At 70.8% G+C, this 19,653-nt stretch carries 18 protein-coding genes and 3 tRNA genes; 10 read left to right on the top strand and 11 right to left on the bottom strand.

The features are described 5' to 3' along the window. The first annotated feature begins 14 nt into the window (after positions 1-14). From FS793_RS08405 to FS793_RS08390, 4 genes are all read left to right on the top strand, one after another. Positions 15-1,427 carry an amidohydrolase gene (locus FS793_RS08405; protein ID WP_144720051.1) on the top strand — a complete coding sequence of 471 codons (1,413 nt, stop codon included), beginning with the start codon at positions 15-17 and terminating at the stop codon, positions 1,425-1,427. A gap of 270 nt (positions 1,428-1,697) precedes the next feature. Further along, positions 1,698-3,785, top strand: coding sequence for an acyl-CoA dehydrogenase family protein (locus FS793_RS08400; RefSeq protein WP_260980086.1), 2,088 nt, complete (start codon positions 1,698-1,700; stop codon positions 3,783-3,785). 307 nt (positions 3,786-4,092) lie between these two features. Beyond that, positions 4,093-4,704, top strand: a complete 612-nt coding sequence (locus FS793_RS08395) for a cyclodeaminase/cyclohydrolase family protein (RefSeq protein ID WP_186329402.1) — start codon at positions 4,093-4,095, stop codon at positions 4,702-4,704. Next, positions 4,701-5,615: a tetrahydrofolate dehydrogenase/cyclohydrolase catalytic domain-containing protein gene (locus FS793_RS08390; protein WP_144720049.1), complete on the top strand. Its 915-nt coding sequence runs from the start codon at positions 4,701-4,703 to the stop codon at positions 5,613-5,615. The genes FS793_RS08395 and FS793_RS08390 overlap by 4 nt, the downstream gene beginning before the upstream one ends. A gap of 363 nt (positions 5,616-5,978) precedes the next feature. Here the strand turns inward: FS793_RS08390 and FS793_RS08385 are convergent, their stop codons facing one another. After that, on the bottom strand, positions 5,979-6,344 hold the full coding sequence (locus FS793_RS08385; protein WP_144720048.1) for a hypothetical protein: 366 nt from the start codon (positions 6,342-6,344) through the stop codon (positions 5,979-5,981). 63 nt (positions 6,345-6,407) lie between these two features. On the opposite strand from FS793_RS08385, the gene FS793_RS08380 reads away from it, so the two are divergent. Further along, entirely contained in the window at positions 6,408-7,547 is a 1,140-nt protein-coding gene (locus FS793_RS08380) for a pyridoxal phosphate-dependent aminotransferase (protein ID WP_144720047.1), read from the top strand. Here the strand turns inward: FS793_RS08380 and FS793_RS08375 are convergent. Beyond that, entirely contained in the window at positions 7,544-8,557 is a 1,014-nt protein-coding gene (locus FS793_RS08375; RefSeq protein ID WP_144720046.1) for an isopenicillin N synthase family dioxygenase, read from the bottom strand. The two genes, FS793_RS08380 and FS793_RS08375, sit on opposite strands and share 4 nt — an antisense overlap. A 171-nt stretch (positions 8,558-8,728) precedes the next feature. On the opposite strand from FS793_RS08375, the gene FS793_RS08370 reads away from it, so the two are divergent. From FS793_RS08370 to FS793_RS08360, 3 genes are all read left to right on the top strand, one after another. Further along, entirely contained in the window at positions 8,729-9,892 is a 1,164-nt protein-coding gene (locus FS793_RS08370; RefSeq protein WP_144720045.1) for a sensor histidine kinase, read from the top strand. Then, positions 9,889-10,554, top strand: a complete 666-nt coding sequence (locus FS793_RS08365) for a response regulator (RefSeq protein WP_144720044.1) — start codon at positions 9,889-9,891, stop codon at positions 10,552-10,554. Before FS793_RS08370 ends, FS793_RS08365 begins: the two co-directional genes overlap by 4 nt. A 163-nt stretch (positions 10,555-10,717) precedes the next feature. Then, positions 10,718-11,008, top strand: a complete 291-nt coding sequence (locus FS793_RS08360; protein ID WP_222123739.1) for a hypothetical protein — start codon at positions 10,718-10,720, stop codon at positions 11,006-11,008. A 128-nt stretch (positions 11,009-11,136) separates the two neighbouring features. Here the strand turns inward: FS793_RS08360 and FS793_RS08355 are convergent, their stop codons facing one another. Continuing rightward, on the bottom strand, positions 11,137-11,592 hold the full coding sequence (locus FS793_RS08355) for a hypothetical protein (protein ID WP_144720043.1): 456 nt from the start codon (positions 11,590-11,592) through the stop codon (positions 11,137-11,139). Between the two features lie 135 nt (positions 11,593-11,727). Here FS793_RS08355 and FS793_RS08350 point away from each other — a divergent pair, with 135 nt between their 5' ends. Continuing rightward, positions 11,728-12,312 (top strand): 1-acyl-sn-glycerol-3-phosphate acyltransferase, encoded by a 585-nt coding sequence (locus FS793_RS08350; protein WP_144720042.1) that lies wholly within the window; start codon positions 11,728-11,730, stop codon positions 12,310-12,312. A 7-nt stretch (positions 12,313-12,319) separates the two neighbouring features. Here FS793_RS08350 and FS793_RS08345 read toward each other — a convergent pair whose 3' ends face one another. From FS793_RS08345 to FS793_RS08315, 7 genes are all read right to left on the bottom strand, one after another. Further along, positions 12,320-12,547, bottom strand: a complete 228-nt coding sequence (locus FS793_RS08345; protein WP_092503247.1) for a DUF1653 domain-containing protein — start codon at positions 12,545-12,547, stop codon at positions 12,320-12,322. A gap of 133 nt (positions 12,548-12,680) precedes the next feature. Continuing rightward, positions 12,681-14,612, bottom strand: a complete 1,932-nt coding sequence (locus FS793_RS08340; protein ID WP_144720041.1) for a hypothetical protein — start codon at positions 14,610-14,612, stop codon at positions 12,681-12,683. Continuing rightward, positions 14,609-15,181 carry a hypothetical protein gene (locus FS793_RS08335; RefSeq protein ID WP_144720040.1) on the bottom strand — a complete coding sequence of 191 codons (573 nt, stop codon included), beginning with the start codon at positions 15,179-15,181 and terminating at the stop codon, positions 14,609-14,611. The genes FS793_RS08340 and FS793_RS08335 overlap by 4 nt, the downstream gene beginning before the upstream one ends. Then, positions 15,181-16,404: a hypothetical protein gene (locus FS793_RS08330; RefSeq protein WP_222123718.1), complete on the bottom strand. Its 1,224-nt coding sequence runs from the start codon at positions 16,402-16,404 to the stop codon at positions 15,181-15,183. The genes FS793_RS08335 and FS793_RS08330 overlap by 1 nt, the downstream gene beginning before the upstream one ends. Before the next feature lie 671 nt (positions 16,405-17,075). Then, positions 17,076-17,148 (bottom strand) — tRNA-Phe (locus tag FS793_RS08325). Between the two features lie 66 nt (positions 17,149-17,214). Further along, a tRNA-Asp gene (locus tag FS793_RS08320) sits at positions 17,215-17,289 on the bottom strand. A 16-nt stretch (positions 17,290-17,305) separates the two neighbouring features. Continuing rightward, a tRNA-Glu gene (locus tag FS793_RS08315) sits at positions 17,306-17,378 on the bottom strand. Positions 17,379-17,674: 296 nt separating this feature from the next. Here FS793_RS08315 and FS793_RS16195 point away from each other — a divergent pair. Next, on the top strand, positions 17,675-19,048 hold the full coding sequence (locus FS793_RS16195) for a M23 family metallopeptidase (protein WP_186329401.1): 1,374 nt from the start codon (positions 17,675-17,677) through the stop codon (positions 19,046-19,048). A 70-nt stretch (positions 19,049-19,118) separates the two neighbouring features. On the opposite strand, the gene FS793_RS08300 is transcribed toward FS793_RS16195, so the two are convergent. Beyond that, on the bottom strand, positions 19,119-19,652 hold the full coding sequence (locus FS793_RS08300) for an inorganic diphosphatase (protein WP_144720038.1): 534 nt from the start codon (positions 19,650-19,652) through the stop codon (positions 19,119-19,121). Between the last annotated feature and the right edge of the window lies 1 nt (position 19,653).

The following is a 19,653-nucleotide window of genomic DNA, read 5'->3' as shown; positions in this document are numbered from 1 at the left end:
GCTAGCGTGACGAGGTGAGGATCACGCGCGCACGCCTGCAGGACGGCTCCCTCGTCGACGTGGAGGTGGCCGACGGGCGCATCGCCGCCGTCGTGCCGAGCGGCAGTGCGACCGCGGCCGACGGCGACCTCGACCTCGACGGCCGCATCCTCGTGCCCGGCCTGTGGGACGAGCACGTGCACCTCGGTCAGTGGGCGGCGCACCGTCGCCGCATCTCGATCCTCGACGTCGGCTCGGCCACGGAGGCCGCCGCACGCATCCGCGACGCGCTGCGCACCGTGCCCGTCGACGAGCCGCTCGTCGCCGTGGGGATGCGCGAGGGGCTGTGGTCGGATGCGCCGAGCCGGGCCCTGCTCGACGCCGTCGCCGGCGACCGCGCCGTCACGGCGCTCAGCGCCGACCTGCACGCGTCGTGGTCGAGCAGCGCGATGGGCCGCATGCTCGGCGTCGAGCTGCCGGACGACGGCATGCTGCGCGAGGCCCCGAGCTTCGCCGCGATGCGCACGCTCGAGGCGACCGTCGACGATGCGACGCGCGAGCGCTGGATCGGCGACGCGCTCGCCGCGGCGGCGGCGCGCGGCATCGTCGGCATCACCGACCTCGACCTCGACGACGCCGTCGGCGCCTGGTCGCGCCGCTCGGGCTCGCCGGTGCGCGTCGAGGTGGGCGTCTACCCGCACGACCTCGACCTCGCCGAGGCGCGCGGCGATCGCACGGGCCGCGCCATCCACGACCGCGTGCACGTGGGCCCGCTCAAGGTCATCACCGACGGCTCGCTGGGCACCCGCACCGCCTACTGCCACGATCCCTATCCCGACGGCGGGCGCGGCCTCCTCGAGGTGCCGCCCGAGCAGCTCGCCGCCGTGCTCGCTCGCGGCGCCGCCATGGGCCTGCGCCCTGCCGTGCACGCCCTCGGCGACGCCGCCCTCACGCACGCGCTCGACGTGTTCGAGGCCACGGGCATCACGGGCCGCATCGAGCACGCGCAGCTCGCGACCGATGCCGACGTCGCCCGCATGGGCGCGCTCGGCGTCACCGCTTCCATCCAGCCCGAGCACATGCTCGACGATCGCGAGCTCATCGCCCGCTACTGGGCGGGGCGCGAGCGGCTGGCGTACCGCATCCGCTCGCTGCTGGATGCGGGCGTCGCCGTGATCCTGGGCTCGGATGCGCCGGTCGCTCCGCTCGACCCGTGGGTGTCGATGGCGGCGGCCGTGACGCGCACGCGAGGTGGGGACGCGCCGTGGCAGCCGCACGAGGGCATCGACCTCGCGACGGCGCTCGCATGCTCGGTGCGCTCGAGGATCGCGGTCGGGGAGCCGGCCGACCTCGTCGCGATCGACGGCCCGCTCGAGGCCGAGCGGCTGCGCGCGATGCCCGTCGCGCTCACGATGGTCGGCGGCGACGTGCTGCACTCGACGCTCTAGGCCGGCTCGGGCGGGACCGTCGCCCACGCGACGCGGCGACGACCCGTCGACCACGAGCCCGACGGCGCGTGGGTGCGTCCCGCGGCGCCGCGTCGAGTTGTCGGTTCGGTACCACGGAATCGCGGTCTGGTCGTAGGCATCCCACAACTCGCTGCGACGCGTGTCGGGGTCGGACTGTCGGCCCCCGCAACGCTCGCCACCTCCGCAGCATCCAGGCGTACCGTCGCTGCCAACAGCGCCCGACGATGGAAAGCTCTGCAGGAGGAACCGGTGGTCGACACCCTGTCCGCATCCGAGCCGCTCGAGGCCGACGAGGCCCACACGCCCCTCGATCTCGAGCCGAAGCCGCGCACCGCCGCGATCGACGTCGACTGGCTCGGTCGCGACCTGCTCGGCACATGGGCCGAGCGCCGCCTCGCCGCGCGTGCGAAGGCCGCCAACCCTGACTACCAGCGCATCCCGAACCAGACGATGGCCGAGCACCGCGCTCGCGCGTTCGGCCAGCTGCGCCTGCTCGTCGACGACGGCGCCGTGCTCGTCGCGTTCCCGAAGGAGCTCGGTGGCGGCGACGACCACGGCGGCAACATCGCCGGCTTCGAGGAGCTCGTGCTCGCCGACCCGTCGCTGCAGATCAAGTCGGGCGTGCAGTACGGCCTGTTCGGCGCCGCGGTGCTGCACCTCGGCACGACGCACCACCACGAGACGCTGCTGCCCCCGATCATGCGCTTCGACGTGCCCGGCGCGTTCGCGATGACCGAGACCGGCCACGGCTCCGACGTCGCATCGATCGGCACGACGGCGACGTACGACGAGGCCACCGAGGAGTTCGTCATCCATACGCCGTTCCGCGGCGCGTGGAAGGACTACCTCGGCAACGCGGCGAACGACGGCATCGCCGCCGTCGTGTTCGCGAAGCTCGTCACGAAGGGCGTCGACCACGGCGTGCACGCCTTCTACGTCGACATCCGCGACCCCGAGACGGGCGAGTTCCTGCCCGGCATCGGGGGCGAGGACGACGGCTTCAAGGGCGGGCTCAACGGCATCGACAACGGCCGCCTGCACTTCGACCACGTGCGCGTGCCCCGCCGCAACCTCCTCAACCGCTACGGCGACGTCGCCGCCGACGGCACGTACTCGTCGCCGATCGAGAGCCCCGGCCGCCGCTTCTTCACGATGCTCGGCACGCTCGTGCAGGGCCGCGTCTCGCTGGATGGCGCCTCGGCCGTCGCATCGAAGGCCGCGCTCGCGATCGCGATCCGCTACGGCTCGGAGCGTCGCCAGTTCAACGCGGCGAGCGACGTCGAGGAGGAGGTGCTGCTCGACTACCGCAGGCACCAGAAGCGCCTGTTCACGCGCCTCGCCGAGACGTACGCGATGTCGTACGCGCACGAGCGCCTGCTCACGGAGTTCGACGGCGTCTTCTCGGGCCGCACCGACACCCCCGAGGCCCGCGAGGACCTCGAGACGCTCGCCGCCGGCCTCAAGTCGCTCTCGACCTGGGCGGCGCTCGACACGCTGCAGGAGGCCCGCGAGGCGTGCGGCGGCGCCGGCTTCCTCGCAGAGAACCGCCTCACGCTGCTGCGCGCCGACATGGACATCTACGCGACGTTCGAGGGCGACAACACCGTGCTGCTGCAGCTCGTCGGCAAGCGCCTGCTCGGCGACTTCGCCAAGCAGTTCAAGGGCGCCTCGGCGGCGCAGCTCGCGCAGTTCGCCGCGAAGGAGTTCGCCGGCCGCGCGGCCGCGCAGGTCGGCCTGCACCAGGTCGCGCAGGACGTGCGCGACCTCGGCCTGCCCGCCACGGCGTCCCGCGCCCTGCGCACGACGTCGGTGCAGCGCGAGCTGCTCACCGATCGCGTCGAGACGATGGTCGCCGAGATCGCGGGCCGCCTGCGGCACGTGCCGCGCGGCGACGCCGCCAAGACCGCCAAGGCGTTCAACAACGTGCAGAACGAGCTCATCGAGGCCGCGCGCGCCTGGGCCGAGCTGCAGCAGTGGAAGGCGCTGACGGAGGCCGTCGAGCGCATGACGGGCGAGACCGCCCGCGTCATGACGTGGGTGCGCGACCTGTTCGCGCTCACGCTGCTCGAGCGGCACCTCGCGTGGTACCTGTCGAACGGTCGCCTGTCCGGCTCCCGCGCGAAGGTCGTCGGCTCGACGATCGAGCGTCTGCTCGTGAAGATCCGCCCGCACGCGCTCGACCTCGTCGCCGCGTTCGGCCTCGAGGACGAGCACCTGCGCGCGCCGATCGCGTCGGGCGCCGAGGGGCTGCGCCAGGCCGAGGCGATGGCGTACTACGAGGAGCAGCGCGCCGCCGGCACGCTGCCCACCCCCGAGAAGCAGGCGAAGCGGGGCTGAGGCTCCAGGGCTCGACGGGCGGGCGCATCCGATGGATGCGCCCGCCCGCTCGTCCGTGCGGCTGCCGACCCCGAGCTGGTCGAGGAGCGCGCGAGGCCGACGGCCGAGCACGCGTCACGAGACCACGCGACCGCCGCTCCCGCCCGGGCACGCGCATGGTCGCGTCGAGCGGGCACGTCAGGCGGTCTCGTGACGGCTCCTCGCTGGCGCTCGGGGCCTCCTCGACCAGCTGGGGAGGGCAGCGGGCCCGCGGCCCGGACCGGACCCGCGCATCCACCACCGCCGCCGCCCGGTATCGTCGCAGCACGTGAGCGAGAGTCTGTGGGCCGCGTCCGGCGACGAGCTGCTGCGGCGCACCGCATCCGCCGATCCGACGCCCGGCGGCGGCTCGATCGCCGCGCACGCCGCGTCGCTCGGAGCCGGGCTCGTGCTCATGGCCATCGACGTCACGCTCGGCGCGAAGAGCACCGACGAGGATGCCGCCGCGACGCTGCGCGAGGCGCGCACGCGCGGCGAGGGCATCCTCACGACCCTGCATGCGGCGGTCGACGCCGACGTCGAGGTCTTCGAGGCGCTCATGGAGGCGTACCGGATGCCGCGCGCCGACGACGCCGAGCGCGCCGACCGCACCGCCGCCATCCGCGTCGAGACGGTCGTCGCCACCGTCGCCCCGCTCGACGTCGCGGATGCGGCGCTCGAGGCCGTCGCCTTCTCGCTCGCGGTCGAGCCGCTCGTGCGGTCCGGCGTGCGCAGCGACGTGCTCGCCGGCCGCGACCTGCTGCTCGGCGCCGCACGCGCGGCGATCCGCACCGCCGACGTCAACCTCGCGGGCCTCGATGGCGAGCCCGCGCTCCACGAGCGCAGGCAGCGCGCGTGGGACGCCATCGTCACCGCCCTGCAGAGCGAGGAATCCGCATGACCGCCATCGTCGTCGACCCGTCCGAGGTCGCCCGCGCCTACCGCGACGAGGTGCGCGCCTCCGTCTCCGCGCTGGCCGAGCGTGGCCGCACCCTGCGCGTCGTCGGCATCCTCAGCCAGCACGACGGGCCCGCGGCGACGTACGCGCGATACGCGGTCAAGGGATGCGAGGCCGTGGGCATCGCCATGGAGGTGCGGCACGTCGCCCTCGACGAGGTGGAGGCGGCGATCGCCGCCGCGAACGGCGACCGCGAGGTCGACGGCGTCTTCCTCTACTACCCGCTCATCGATCCGATCGCCGACCGGTGGCTGCGCGAGCTCGTCGACCCCCGCAAGGACATCGAGGGCATGCACTCGTTCTGGAGCCGCCTGCTCTACGAGAACCGCCGCTTCGTCGACGACGCCGGCACGCACCGCGCGATCCTGCCATGCACGCCGCTCGCGATCCTCAAGCTGCTGCAGCACGCGGGGATGCGCGGCGAGGGCTCGGAGGCGCCGCTCGAGGGGCTCACGGCGTGCGTCGTCAACCGCTCCGACATCGTCGGCCGCCCGCTCGCGGCGATGCTCGCGAACGACGGAGCGCGCGTGTACTCGCTCGACGTGCATGGCTCGCTCGTGCTCGAGCCCGCGATCGGACGCCACACCCACGACGTGCGCGACTCCACCGCGACGCGCGCCGAGGCGCTCGCCGAGGCCGACGTCGTCGTGTCGGCCGTGCCCGCGGCGGCGTTCGAGCCCATCACGGGCGCCGAGCTGAAGCCCGGCGCGCTGCTCGTCAACGTGGCCGAGCGCCGGAACTTCGACGACTCCGCGATGGAGGTCGCGTCGGCGTTCGTGCCGCGCGTCGGCCCGCTCACGGTGACGATGGCGACCCGCAACCTCGTGCGCCTCGTGGAGACGCTCGGCCGCTGACGCGCCAGGTTCGTCCGCTGCCGCTCGGCGACGCCCTCCTTCCAGCTGGTCGAGGAGGCCCCGAGCGCAGCGAGGAGCCGTCACGAGACCACGCGACCTGCCCGCTCGACGCGACCCTGCGCGTCGTCCGCTGCCGCCCGTCGACGCCCCGCAGCTGGTCGAGGAGGCCGCAGCCGAAGGCTGCAGCCGTCACGAGACCTCGCGACGTGCCCGCTCGACGCGACCTCGCGCGTGGCTGGGCGGGAGCAGCGCTCGCGTGGTCTCGTGACGCGTGCTCGCCCTTCGGGCTCGCGCGCTCCTCGACCAGCTGGTGGGGGCTCGCGCGCTCCTCGATGAGCTGATGGGAGCGCGGCGGTCAGCGCATCAGGCGGGGGAGTCGACGATCCCCACGAATCGCGTGCCGACGCCCTCGATCTCCGAGCGCACGGTGCCCGCAGCGCGGCGGGGCGCCTCCGACGGGTCGTGCCGGTCGCACACGAGCATCGTGAAGTCGGGCCACCACTTCTTCGGCCGCTCCCACTCCTCGAGCCCGCAGACGGCGCACTCGAGGCGCATCCACACGGGCCGGGCACCGGGGCGGCGGTTGGCCCGCGACTGCGCGAGCCACGCGGGCGGGTCGGCCTCGATCGCCGAGAGCTCGGCGTCGCGCATCGTCGCCGGGATGCCGTGGCGCTGGGCCATCTCGACCGGGATGTCGAGCCGGATGGCGGCCTCGCGTCGCGTGAACATCCCTCCAGGGTAGGCGCGCACCTCGCCTGCGCGGCGCGGAGGCCGCGAACCTAGGCTGGCGACGTGCCCCGCATCGCCCACCACATCGACGCCGTGCCCGCCTCGGGCATCCGTCGCATCTTCGAGATCGCGCTGCAGCTCGACGACGTCGCCATGCTCGCCGTCGGCGAGCCCGATCAGCCCGTCGCCCAGCACATCCTCGACGCCGGCGCCGCCGCCTGGCTCGCCGACGACACGTCGTACGGTCCCAACGGCGGCCTGCCCGCGCTGCGCGACGCGTTCGTCGAGCAGCAACGCCGCGAGCAGGGCGTCGAGCTCGACCGCGAGCGCGTGTGGGTCACGGTGGGCGGCACGCAGGCGATCCACCTCGCGATGACGCTCGTGCTGCAGCCGGGCGACGAGGTGCTCGTGCCCGACCCCGGCTACACGACGTTCTCGATGGCGCCCGCGATGCTCTCGGCGCGCGCCGTGCCGTACGCGTTGCAGCCGCCGACGTTCCTGCCCGACGTCGATGCCATCCGCGCGCTCGTCACCGACCGCACGCGGGCCATCGTGCTCAACACACCCTCGAACCCGCTGGGCGTCGTGCTGCCGCGCGAGACCATCCAGGCGATCCTCGACCTCGCGCGCGACCACGATCTGTGGGTCGTGAGCGACGAGGTGTACGAGCATCTCGTGTGGGCCGGCGCGCACGTGAGCCCGCAGGCGCTCGACGGCGACGGGCGCGTGCTCGGCGTGCACTCCGTGTCCAAGTCGTACGCCATGACCGGCGCGCGCGTCGGGTTCCTCACGGTGCCCTCCGGGCTCGCGGAGCGGATGCGCACGCTGCAGGAGGCGATCATCTCGTGCGTCGCGTCGCCCGACCAGCGGGCGGCGCTCGCCGCGCTCACCGGGCCGCAGGATGCCGTGGCGGTCGCGCGCGAGCACTATCGCGCGAACCTCGAGCTCGCAGCCGGCATCCTCGCGGAGGCGGGCATCCCGCACCTGACCCCCGACGGCGCCATGTACCTGTGGATCGACGTCTCGCACGTCTCGGGCGGCGACGTCGCGGCGTGGGCGGAGCGGCTGCTGCTGCAGGATCGCGTCGCCGTGGCCCCCGGCTCGGCGTTCGGACGCTCTGGCGAGGGGTGGATCCGCATCTGCCTCGCCGCGCGCCCCGAGACGATCGAGCGCGGCCTGCGCGCCCTCCCGACGCGTCCCTAGGCGACGGCCGCCGCTCGCCTGGCGACGAGGTCGGCATGGTGGATCGCCGCGACGTCGGGATGCGCGCGCAGCCGCGACTTCAGCGCGTTCTCGCCGTACGTCGAGTGGATGGGGTTCGCGGGATCCTGCGAGACGCCGCGAGCGTCGGCGGCGAGCTCGGGCGGCAGGTCGAGCAGCGGGATCTGCGCGTCGAGCGCCGGGTTGAAGAAGAACGGGATCGACACGCGGTCACTGCCAGCGGGCGGCGAGAGCACGCGGTGCCGGGTCGCCTGCAGGTAGCCGCCGGTGGCGTGCTCGAGCAGCTCGCCGATGTTCACGACGAACGCGCCCTCGATGGGCGGCGCATCCACCCACTCGCCGTCGATCTCCACCTGCAGGCCGTCCTTGCCGGGCTCGACCCACAGCAGCGTGAGCACGCCGGAGTCCTTGTGCGCGCCGACGCCCTGGCCCGCGCGGCGGGCGTCGGAGCCGGGGTAGCGCACGACCTTGATGAGCGTGAAGGGCTCGGCGAACGCGGCGTCGAAGGCGTCGGCGGGCGCGCCGAGCGACTCGGCCCACGCGGCGAGCAGCCGCTGGCCCACGTCGGCGAGCCGGTCGTGCCACTCGTGCAGCACGACCTCGAGCTCGGGCAGCGCCTCCGGCCACAGGTTGGGGCCCTCGAGCCGCCAGTAGTCCGCATCCGCTCGGTCGACCGCGCCGCGCTCGGGCCCGATGTCGATCTGCTCGCGCCAGTCGACCTTGCCCTCGGTGCGCTCGCCGCCGACGCGCGTGTAGCCGCGGAAGTGCGGGCTCGACGTGTTCTCGATGCTCAGCTTCTCCTCCTCGGGCAGCGCGAAGAACGCCCGGGCGAGGCCGTGCACGCGGCTCTGCAGGTCGGGGTCGATGCCGTGGCCGACGAGGTAGAGGAAGCCGACGTCGCGCGTGGCCTCGCGCAGGCGGGTGCGGAACGACGCGGCGGATGCCGCGCCGCGGTCGAGGTCGGAGAGGTCGAGGACGGGGAGGTTCGCCATGGCCTGGAACCGTAGCGGCGTCCCCCGACGGATGGCAGGGAGGCGACGTCATGTGACGCGCTGCCGGCGTCACATCTCGTCATGGCGGAGACCACGGGCCTCCCGGGGGAGGCGGCGAGCGCCTCCCGCGAGCGGACGCCCGCTGCGCGCCGCGCTGGCTACGCTGACGCCATGCCGCATCCGCGCCCGTCGAGACTCGCGGTCCTGGGCGCGATCCTCTCGTTCGTGCTCGTGACGGGCGCCGGCATCGGCCGCGTCGCGCTCGTCGCTCGCGCGGACGCCACCTGGCACGTGCCGGGCGTCGCCCACCTCGTGCCCGGCCTCGCGGCCGCGAGCATCGTCGCCGGGGCCGTGGCATCCCTCGGCCTGCTCGCGATCGACCGCTGGCCCCGCGCCGCGACGGTCGTCGTGGCGGTCGCGGCGACGGCGACGTGGATCCTCGTGCCGTGGCCGCCGCCGCTCGGTGCGCTGCCGTACGCCTTCGCGATCGTGCTCGCCGTGCGCCGCGGCGCCGCGACGTGGGCGGTCGCCGGCATCGTCGGCTCCCTCACCGTCACGGTCGCGACCATCGCGGTCACGGGGCTGTCGCGAGGCTGGATCGTCGGCACCGTCATGACGTGCGTCGCGCTCACGATCGTGCTCGTCATCTCGACCGCCCGTCGTGCTCGCCGCGAGCAGGAGCGCATCGCCCGCGAGCAGGCCGACGAGCAGGCGCGCACGCGCCACGCCCGCGAGCGCGAGGCGATGGCGCGCGAGCTGCACGACGTGCTCGCGCACTCGCTCTCCTCGATCTCGGTGCAGGCGGGCGTCGCCCTGCACCTCGCCGACCGCGAGCCGGCGCGCGCGACCGAGGCCCTCGCGACCATCCGCGACACGAGTCGGCAGGCGCTCGACGACGTGCGCCACATGCTGGGCGTGCTGCGCGGCGAGGCCGACGGGCCGCTCGTGCCCGAGGCGAGCCTCGACGCGCTCGACGCCATCGTCGCGAGCGCGACGTCCATGGGCATCCGCGTCGAGCTGGAGGATGCGCTGCAGCCTCGCCCGTCGACGGCGATCCAGTCGGCGATCGTGCGCATCGTGCGCGAGGCCCTCACGAACGCCGCCCGTCACGCGCCCGGCACGCACGTCACGGTGTCGCTCGCCCGCGAGTCGGATGCTGCGCGGGCGGCCGTCGTCGACGACGGTCCCGCGACCGCGAGCCCGCCGAGCCCGGGCGCCGGCACGGGCATCCTCGGCATGCGCGAGCGCGCCGCCCTGCTCGGCGGCACGCTCGACGCCGGCCCTCGCGGCCACGGCTTCGCGGTCGTCGCCACGTTCCCGGAGGGAGCCGCATGATCCGCGTCGCGATCGTCGACGACCAGGCGCTCATCCGCGCCGGCCTGCGTGCGCTCGTCGAGTCCGAGGGCGACATGCACGTCGTGGGCGAGGCGGCGACGGGCGAGACCGCCGTGGCGCTCGTGCGCGCCGAGCGGCCCGACGTCGTGCTCATGGACATCCGCATGCCCGGCCGCGACGGCCTGTGGGCGACGCGGCAGATCGTCGCCGACGATGCGCTGGCGGCGACGCGCATCGTCGTCGTCACGACGTTCGAGCTCGACGAGCTCGTGGGCGAGGCGATCGTCGCGGGCGCGAGCGGCTACGTCGTGAAGGACGCCGATCCGGTCGACCTGCTGCGCGCCGTGCGCGTCGCGGCCGAGGGGGACGCGCTGCTCAGCCCATCCGTCACCCGCCGCCTGCTCGAGCGGGTCGCGCAGGGCATCCGTCCCGTCGACGCCGCCCCGCTCGCCGAGCTCACGGAGCGCGAGCGCGAGGTGCTGGCGCTCGTGGGCGAGGGGCTCACGAACGAGGAGATCGCCGGCCGGCTCTTCCTCAGCCCGCTCACGACGAAGACGCACGTCTCGCGCATGATGGGCAAGCTCGGCGCCCGCGACCGCGTGCGCCTCGTGGTGCTCGCCTACGAGACGGGCCTCGTGCGCCCCGGGTGGTCGCGGGGCTGAGGCCGCGGGACCGCTCCCAGGATCGCACCTCGGGGAGCGGATGGTCTGCGCTCCACCTCCCGCGGGAGGCTGCACGTGCATCCCGCAGCCGGACGCGCGGATGCGGCGCGCAGCGAAACGCTGAGGGTGCGGTCGGACGGCCGCTCGGCAGAAGGAGCCACGCATGTTCACCACCATCACGCAGGCAGCACCCATGCTCGCGGAGCAGGTCACGCGCTGGGGACCCGGCGGCGGTCCGCTCTGGGGCCTCGGCGTCCTCATCCCGCTGCTCTGGGTCGCGCTCGTCGTCACGGTCGTGCTGCTGCTGCGCCGCTCGATGCGGCGACGCCCGTTCGTGCACGCCGCCGCGGCGGGGGAGCAGGCGCTCGCGACCCGCTTCGCGAACGGCGACATCGACGAGACCGAGTACCGCTCGCGCCTCGCGGTGCTGCGCGCGGAGCGCGACCGCCGCTGACGCCGGCGCGCATCCGTTGCGAGGTGCGCTCGTCCCGTCGAGGTGCGGCTCTCCGCGCACCTCGACAGGACACCCGCACCTCGCGACGGCAAACCGCACCTCGCGACGGGTCGGAGCGCTCGAGGGCCCTAGGTGGACGCCGACGCCGCAGCAGCCGACGCCCGGCCGATCGCTCGGCGCACGACCCACAGCACGAACGCGGCCTCGGCGGCGGGCATCGCGTCGGGCGCCCGCATCTCGGGCTTGTACGTCCAGAACCCCGTCGACCGGATGTCGCCCACCACCGCGCCGCCGGCGAGCACCGAGAACGTCGCCATCGGGAACGAGCCCGATCGCTGCACCTCGTACGTGCCGCTCGGCGCCGACACCTGCCACCGCATCCGCCACATCGACGTGCTGCGCGCGTGGATGCGATCGACCCCGTCGACCGACGCGGCCCAGTCGCCGCCGAAGCCGTCCTTGCGGAAGAGCCAGGTCTCGCCGCCGACCTCGACGGTCGCGCTATCGCGGAACCACTCCTGCGCGAACGTCGCGGCGGCGCGTCCGTCGGCCAGCATCACGTCGTCGACCCAGGCGAAGCGCATGCGCGCACGCTACGCCGCCGGCCTGCGACCCGAGTGGGAGTCGAGCGCGCGGATGCCGGTCGCGGACGTGACTCGGCATGCGCCGCCGCGTACCGTGGTCGGAACGACTCGGGGGAGACGATGACGCGACGACGCATGCCCGTCCGGCGGGCGATCGCCAGGACGTACTGGCGGTTCAGTCGATGGACGCTCGTGCGCGAGGACCCCGAGGTGCACGGCTCGCGCATCGTCATCGGCGCCCCGCACACGTCGAACTGGGACTTCGTGCTCATGCTGGCGATCGCGTGGGAGCACGGCCTCAGCCCGCGGTTCCTCGGCAAGCACCAGCTGTTCCGCGGTCCTGCCGGCTGGATCATGCGTCGCCTCGGCGGCATCCCGGTCGATCGCCGCGATCCTTCGCGCATCGTCGACGAGGTCGTGGCGCTCATCGAGCACGGCGAGGAGATCGTGCTCGTCGTCACGCCCGAGGGCACGCGCGGCTCCGGTACCCACTGGCGATCGGGCTTCCACCGCATCGCGGTGGCGACGGGCCTGCCCGTCACGCTCGGCTACCCCGACGTGACGACGATGACGGCGGGCCTCGGCCCCACCATCCGGCTCACGGGCGACGTGCCGAAGGACATGGATCGCATCCGCGCGTTCTACGCCGACAAGGCGGGCGTGCGTCCCGAGCTGCGCACCGAGCCGCGCCTGGCGAGCGAGGACCCCGTCCGCGCCTGACGGCGGATCAGGATGCGTCGGGCTCGACCCGGCGGAAGCGCGGGCCGTCGTAGCCGTCGCGCTGCACGCGCTCCGACCACATCGCCACGGGGCGCACCCACAGCGCCCGGTCGCCGTAGCCCTGCCGGTAGACGACGACGCGCTCGCCGGTCTCGGAGTGCGTCGCGACCTCGAGCACCTCGTAGGGCGCGCCCTTGAAGTGCGCGTACTGCCCGGGCGTCGGCTCGTCGGTCATGCCGCCATCCTCGCAGCAAGCTCCGGCCCCGTCGGTGATCATCGGCCCCACACGTTGGCGGTGAGGTTCCGTTGTTGACTCTGTCAGGCGTCGGGCGACTCCAACGACTTCCACGCCCCTTTGTTACATGAGGTCAGGCGAAAGACTCACCTGTGATTGGCCTGACCGCTTCCCTGCCTGGGTGAGGGATCGTTGCGATCGTCGGATGACGGTAGTCGAAGTCTATCTGGGCGTAGTCGCGGCGGTACGTCGCAGGTAGCTCGTTATCGCCAATGATCAGTTGCACGCGCCCATTAGCAGCGTCTGCGGCCGTGACTAGTCGGCGGTAGAGCGCCGCCGAAAGTTCGTCATTGTCGTTGAGGGAGGTGCGGGGACTATCAATCAGAAGGAACCCCGGGAACAAAGTGTCTCGCCTTCGCAGGGCGACGTTTAGGACGGTCACCCAGTACGCAACCTGCGTCGCCGTTCGGACACCACCAACCGGGCTGAAGTCTTTCAAGGCCTGGTCGTTCAAGACGGGTAGGTAGTGCTCGCGGTCGATTCTTGCCGACCGCACACCGGGAACTCCAATGGACCAAACGTTCTCTGCGAACTCGTCGTCAAGTTCCGCGAACACCTCGCGCCGTCGTTCCGCGAGTGCGGCACCTCGAAGGTCGAGTTCCTTTCGAAGGTCTGTCAGTTCGGCGCCGAGATCTGCGGCTCGTGCCTCAAGATCACCGGCGCGATCCCAGAACTTCAGAACTTGCTCCAGTTCACGCGATCGTCCTTCTGCACTCGCCAGGCGGGTCGTAGCGTCCGTATACGCCTGCAGCTGGGGGGTAATCCGGTTCTCGGTTCGGTCTTGGATCGCTTTCGAAAGATCCTCCACTAGCCGGGAGCGGTGAAGGAGCATCTCGTCGGCTGATTCGAGTTCAAGCGATAGAGTGCTTACCTGCGTCTCCAGTTCTACTACTTGCTCTTTCAAATGCGTTAGTTCGTAGGAGCTTCGATCCGACGGCTGCGTGGAAACGAGTGGATCGTCTTGCATGCAGAGCCGGCACAGTTCGGGTGGCGCCTCACGCGCCTTCAGGCTCTGCATGCACCTCGGGCACACTGCGAACTCGATCTGCGCCAGCCGTTCCCCTGCGATCAGCATCCGTTCTAGTCGGGCGATGTCCTGGATCACGTGTGCGCGCTCATCGGCAAAGTCGGCACGCTGCTGTTCCAGCAAGGTCCTCACGTTGGCGGCCTGTGCGAGGCTCTTCTCAGCCTCGCCGAGCAGGTCCCGAAGGGTGCGCGTCTCCCGATCGATGACTGGTCGAATCGCTTCGCGAAGCCCGTGGAGCTCGATCGTCGAATCGCGAATACTCGCTTGGGCGTCGATTTGATTAGCCTCAGCTTCAAACCGGGACTGCGCGCCGCTATCGGCTAGAAACTGGAGTACCACGGCGTGTTCTCGCTGCGCGTTCTCGTGCTCACCTCGAAGCTTAGCTATCGAGGATTGCAGGTCCAGGATCGACGGATTCGTCAATCCGAAGAGCAACTCAAATACTGCCTTCCGTTTCGGCGTGTACCAAGTATCTCCGCTGCCAGCTATCTCCTTGTTGATATCAGCCTGAGAGACGTACATGTATCTGAAGATGTCAGCGAACGAGATGCGAGCGCCTTGCTTTGTGCTGTTCGACGCCTTTGAAGCAGCACGCATATCGTCCGGGATGCCCATGGAGGCCAGCAATAGCGAACTGAGGCTGGGTTCACGCTTATCTGTGTAGTGGTCTTCAAGATCGATCTGCTCCTTGAGATCCCTGACGCGGACCACTGCTGAGGTCTCGGAATCAATCGATCTTGTGAGGAGGAGACGCTCCGATCCGATCTTGATGTCGACTGATACCTCGAGGACGCTGGCGCGGGCAACCTCCGCCAACAGCGCGCCCCCACCCAGCGCGTGCTTCACAAGTTCGAAGAGCGTGCTCTTGCCCACTCCCACGCTTCCAGCCAAGACGGTAAGCGAGGATGGAAAGGCGTAAGCAACATCCCCAGCTACGGTGCGGACGGAGATCGATTCAAGGCGAAACGTGGTGGTCACTTGATCAACTCACGGTGCGGGCGGTTCATTAGATCAGCGAGCTTCCTGTAAATCTGTTCCTTCAACGCGTTGCCAGTCAGTCCCGCAGACGCCTCCGCGATCGCTTCGCATCTTGCGTGGACGGTGCTCCATTGTGGGAGGGCAGCTACTTCGGCGGCGAGCGACTTGCCGGTCGGTGTCAGGGTGAGTGCCACGCTGCCTTGCCGGCCCCGCACGTACTTCACAAGGCTTCGTCCCACCAGTGAGCCGATGATGGGGTAGTAGCGGTCATCCCACGGGCCGTACTTGTAACGAATCATTGGATCTTCAACGTCGGTGGGATTGAGCGATTCGGCTTCGGTGAGATGCATACGGGCGCTCTCGTTCGTCAGGTTCGGAAGCACAACCGAGGCGAGCCCGGGGTAGCGCGTCAGAAAATCAAGCTTGGCGAGCTTTGTGAGCCCGTCGAGTTTCCGGGCGTGGCCTTTATTAGAGGACACAGCCGCGACAAGGAGTAGTACACGCGTCTGGTGATAAGCAAGGTCGTCTTGCAAGGCGGCAAGATGTTCCGCGACTGGGTTTGGCGTCATCACCGCTGGGCTCGGAGCTTCTTCTCATCGGCGATCGCACCGTCAACGTCGAACCCCGGGCTGAACCACACTTGGCAACGCGATGCGAGATCGGCGACGCCCCCGAGGGCAAGGTCTCCGTCGAGCCCGGATGACAGATGCTGAGGCGGGGCGTTGGAGAGGCGATCGGACATCGCGCCCCACAGGGCATCGCCCCAGCGGCCACCAGCATTCCGCGAGCCGGCCGTCTCCTCGTCGGCGATCCGCAACAGGTGCCGCTCAACGGCCGCGCGTTCCGCGGAGCTCCCTGGCACGCTGGCTTCTCTCGCCCTGCGGTAGCGCGCAAAGTCCAGCCTCAGTCGTTCGGCGCGCGCGATGCTTGTGTCCGAACACCCACCGTTAGCCATCTTCACGCTAAGTCGGGTGAGCTTTGCAGGTCGAGCAAGAGGCATGTACGCGCCAGGATTTTGAATCGCGCTTCGCGCAGCAAGCAGGATGTCTTGAACCGTCACGGTCCGTGATTCGAGCTCGATCGCGCCCTCCGCGACCTGCTTTCGGGCGGGCGTTGCTCCCACGTCCGGAAGCCCACCGCGCTCGCGCGAGCCCCGGGCGCGCATTCGAACCTCGAACAAACGAAGCACGGCGCTCCAAATAAGAGGTGCAAGTGCCTCGGTCTGACTCAATCTGATCGCCAGTGGTTCCGCGTAGAGGCCTGGCGCGGCGTAGGTAGCGAACTCCCTACTGGGTCGGCCGACGTCGAAGCTCAGCACGGTGAGGAAATCGCGAACCGCCTCTTGCAGGTCGCGGGGCGGATCGAGGTCCCTTGCACGCTCGTCCATCGGCGCTTGCCAGTCAGGCGGAAGCCGCTTGCGGTGCATCATGATCGCTCGGCTGAACTTGTCGATGCACCTGTTCACGAGTTCCAGTTCGGTGTCTGTCAGACTCGTACCTGAAGCCGAGCGACGGAGCAGAACGGTGCTTTCGGCGAGCTCCGACGCTTCGCCATTTCGTAGTGCCGCGCAAGACACAAGACGCGTTGCCACTTTGCGGTCCAACAGGATCCATCTCGTAAAGAGGTGTCCAAGACCGCCATCGTCTACCAGCACTGTGATCGAAGCCCATGCGCCGACGTTCGCTTCACGATGCTTAGCGGACACGATCTCAAGTTGATCGCCAGCGCGCACGATCCAGTCTTCGTGATGCTCGCAGACGATTGCAGACACAGAGTCGTGCGGTACGTCCATGTCGGCACCTAGCTCGGTCAAGAGGGCGGCGATTCCATCAGCGGCCGCCATAGCCGCTTGCCAGAAGAATAGGTCTGCGGTCCGAGCGCCGGCATCATCCGTGGAGCCAACTTGCAGCAGCGCGTCTGCTTCACCCAATGCAGCAGCTCCCCCCGGTGGTTTATCGGGCCGCGCAGTCTGGCATCGAATGCGCACGCGAATTCAAACTAGTCGAAGTCTGCTCATCACTTGCTGTCTAGTTGCCCCGAGGGTTGACCAAGGTTTGGCCAGTGGGCGAGTGTCGTGCGAGCCGCAGCAGATCAGGAGGCGCGGTGCAGCGATGCGTCCGCGCTGGCCGGTCGAGTATGAGCGGGGCAGTCGCGGTGCGTAGGGCCGCATGAGATCTGTATGGACACAGCAGACGATCATGATCGGCGCAATTGGAGACTCGGAACCGCGTCGGGCATCTCTCCGCAGCACAGGCCTCGGCGTCGGCCGTCGCCTGGGCCGAAACGCAGATGAGCGGTCTGCACTCGCTCGACAACTCGCTTCGGGATGGCCGAACCAAGGCGAGGTCGTTGGGCGCTCTGGGTGCGACCTCGGGCGAACTCCGAGAGCGCCCCCGGACATGAGCGAACCCCCGCGATGTAGAAGCTACGCGGGGGTTCAGCAGCGGCGTAATGACCGCTGCGTGGCTCCGACGGGCGTCGATCCCGTGACCTCACGATTTTCAGTCGTGCGCTCTACCAACTGAGCTACAGAGCCTGAGGGCCGGGAGGCGAACCTCCCGGACCTAGCGTGAACCCCCCGCTTTCGCGAGGGGTCGCACCGCGACCCTGACGGGACTTGAACCCGCGACCTCCGCCGTGACAGGGCGGCGCGCTAACCAAACTGCGCTACAGGGCCTTGCATCATCGACCAGTGACCCCAACGGGATTCGAACCCGTGCTGTCGCCGTGAAAGGGCGATGTCCTAGGCCGCTAGACGATGGGGCCATGCGTCGAGGACTCATGGCTACCGAGGGAAGACTCTACGTCACATCCCGCGTCCTGCCAAATCCGTCCGGGAGCGCGTCTCCTCGGCGCGTCGGATCGAGCCTGTCTGGACGGATCCCGAGGGTCCTCTGCGTGTCGACGCCCCGTGCATGCGAGCATGGCCGCGCCGGCTCGCGCAATCCGCAGTCGCCGTCGTCTCCGAACCGGAGCCACGGCGAGCATCCTTGACTCTCTACCGCAGGTTGATAGTCTGCCGAGGCCCGCTCCATCCCCCATCTCGTGGCGAGGAATCCCACATGCAGAGCACCGCGCAGTCGTCGCGACGTCCGTCGCGCCTGCGTCTCGGCCTCATCGCAGCGGCCGCCGTCACGGCGCTCACGGTGACGATCGTGACCCCGGGCGCGCCTGCGCAGGCAGAGGACGCGTGGGGCTTCCCGACGTGGAGCGAGGTCGAGGCGGCTCGCGGGGACGTCGCGGCGCAGCAGTCGCAGATCGCCGAGATCCGCGACCTCATCTCGCGCCTCGAGTCCGAGCAGGCCGCGGCGGAGCAGGTCGCGAACCAGCGCGCCGGCGAGGCCGCCGAGGCGCAGGACCGCTTCGACGAGGCCGCGTTCACGGCGTCGCAGCTCGAGGAGCAGGCCGCAGCGGCGCAGCGCGTCGCCGAGGACTCGCAGCGGGCCGCGTCGCAGCTCGCCGCGCAGCTCGCGCGCACCGGCGGCGCAGGCGACCTGAGCGTCGAGCTGTTCGCGAACCCGGGCAGCGCCGACGAGTGGCTCTACCGACTGAGCCTGCTCGACAGCGCGGCGTCGACGGCCGACACGCTCTACACGCAGGCGCAGCAGGACGCGAACACCGCGCAGTCCCTGCAGGACCAGGCGGGCGTCGCCCGCGACGAGCGCCAGCGCCTCAGCGACGAGGCCAACGCCGCGCTCGAGGCCGCGACGACCGCAGCCGCCGAGGCGGCAGCCGCGGTCGACCGCACGAACGCGCACAAGGCCGAGCTCGAGGCGCAGCTGAGCGTGCTCGAGGAGAACCGAGCAGCGACCGAGGCCGACTACAACGCCGGTCAGGCGTGGTACGCCTACCTCGCCGAGCAGGAGCGCATCCGGCAGGAGCAGGAGCGCATCGCTCGCGAGGCGGCGGCGGCGGAGCTGCTCCGCCAGCAGCAGGCGGCCGCGGCGGCAGCGGCAGCAGCCGGTGGCGGCGGCTCGAGCAGCGGCGGCGGTGGTGGCGGTGGCTACGCCGGCCCCGGCGTCTCGAACGGCGGCTGGACGTCGCCGCACTACGGCCGCATCTCGTCGACGTTCGGCTGGCGCACGGACCCCGTGACGGGATCGTTCTCGAAGCTCCACGCCGGCCTCGACATCGTCGCGGGCTGCGGCACGCCGATCTACGCGGCAGCCGCGGGCACCGTGGCGGTGCGCGGGCAGGACTCCTACGGCGCGAACATGATCTGGATCGACCACGGTGGCGGCGTGCAGACGCGGTACTACCACATGGCCGCGCCGTCGCCGCTGGGCTACGGCCAGTCCGTCGCCGCCGGCCAGGTCGTCGGCTATGAGGGCTCGACCGGCTGGTCGACCGGCTGCCACCTGCACTTCGAGGTGCGCGTCGGTGGCGTCGCGCAGGACCCGCTGGGCTTCCTCCGCGCACGCGGCGCGAACATCTGATCCGCACCCGCGGACACGACGAGGGCGGCGCATCCATCGGATGCGCCGCCCTCGGTCGGTTCGGCGAAGCTCAGTCGCGGCCGGGCGCGGGTGCCTCGACGGTCGCGTCGCCGTCGTGGTCCGAGGCCTGGAAGGCCTCGAAGCCCGCCTGCACGGTGGCCTCGGCCGCAGCCGCGCCCTCCCAGCCGCCGACCTTCGCCCACTTGCCGGGCTCGAGGTCCTTGTAGTGCACGAAGAAGTGCTCGATCTCGTCGCGCGTCTGCTTCGGCACGTCGTCGATGTCCTGGATGTGGGCCCAGCGCGGGTCCTTCTCGAGCACGCAGATGACCTTCGTGTCGATGCCGCCGTCGTCCTCCATGTTCAGCTGGCCGACGGGGCGCACCTTCACGAAGACGCCGGGCGGCACGGAGTAGTCGAGCAGCACGAGGGCGTCGACGGGGTCGCCGTCGAGGCCGAGGGTCTCGTCGAAGAACCCGTAGTCGGTGGGGTAGACGAACGACGTGAAGAGCACGCGGTCGAGGTAGACCCGACCGGTCTCGTGGTCGACCTCGTACTTGTTGCGGCTCCCCTTGGGGATCTCGATGACGACGTCGTAGGCGGCCACT

Source organism: Agrococcus jejuensis (genome assembly GCF_007679035.1).
GTDB lineage: Bacteria > Actinomycetota > Actinomycetes > Actinomycetales > Microbacteriaceae > Agrococcus > Agrococcus jejuensis_A.
This window is presented reverse-complemented; position numbering and strand designations above follow the sequence as displayed.

Bases quoted from the DNA above. Each gene is read 5' to 3' on its own strand.
- FS793_RS08365 (WP_144720044.1), top strand. From the start codon at position 9,889: ATGATCCGCGTCGCGATCGTCGACGACCAGGCGCTCATCCGCGCCGGC.
- FS793_RS08355 (WP_144720043.1), bottom strand. From the start codon at position 11,592: ATGCGCTTCGCCTGGGTCGACGACGTGATGCTGGCCGACGGACGCGCC.
- FS793_RS08350 (WP_144720042.1), top strand. From the start codon at position 11,728: ATGCCCGTCCGGCGGGCGATCGCCAGGACGTACTGGCGGTTCAGTCGA.
- FS793_RS08390 (WP_144720049.1), top strand. From the start codon at position 4,701: ATGACCGCCATCGTCGTCGACCCGTCCGAGGTCGCCCGCGCCTACCGC.
- FS793_RS08345 (WP_092503247.1), bottom strand. From the start codon at position 12,547: ATGACCGACGAGCCGACGCCCGGGCAGTACGCGCACTTCAAGGGCGCG.
- FS793_RS16195 (WP_186329401.1), top strand. From the start codon at position 17,675: ATGCAGAGCACCGCGCAGTCGTCGCGACGTCCGTCGCGCCTGCGTCTC.
- FS793_RS08360 (WP_222123739.1), top strand. From the start codon at position 10,718: ATGTTCACCACCATCACGCAGGCAGCACCCATGCTCGCGGAGCAGGTC.
- FS793_RS08335 (WP_144720040.1), bottom strand. From the start codon at position 15,181: ATGACGCCAAACCCAGTCGCGGAACATCTTGCCGCCTTGCAAGACGAC.
- FS793_RS08385 (WP_144720048.1), bottom strand. From the start codon at position 6,344: ATGTTCACGCGACGCGAGGCCGCCATCCGGCTCGACATCCCGGTCGAG.
- FS793_RS08330 (WP_222123718.1), bottom strand. From the start codon at position 16,404: ATGGACGTACCGCACGACTCTGTGTCTGCAATCGTCTGCGAGCATCAC.
- FS793_RS08370 (WP_144720045.1), top strand. From the start codon at position 8,729: ATGCCGCATCCGCGCCCGTCGAGACTCGCGGTCCTGGGCGCGATCCTC.
- FS793_RS08375 (WP_144720046.1), bottom strand. From the start codon at position 8,557: ATGGCGAACCTCCCCGTCCTCGACCTCTCCGACCTCGACCGCGGCGCG.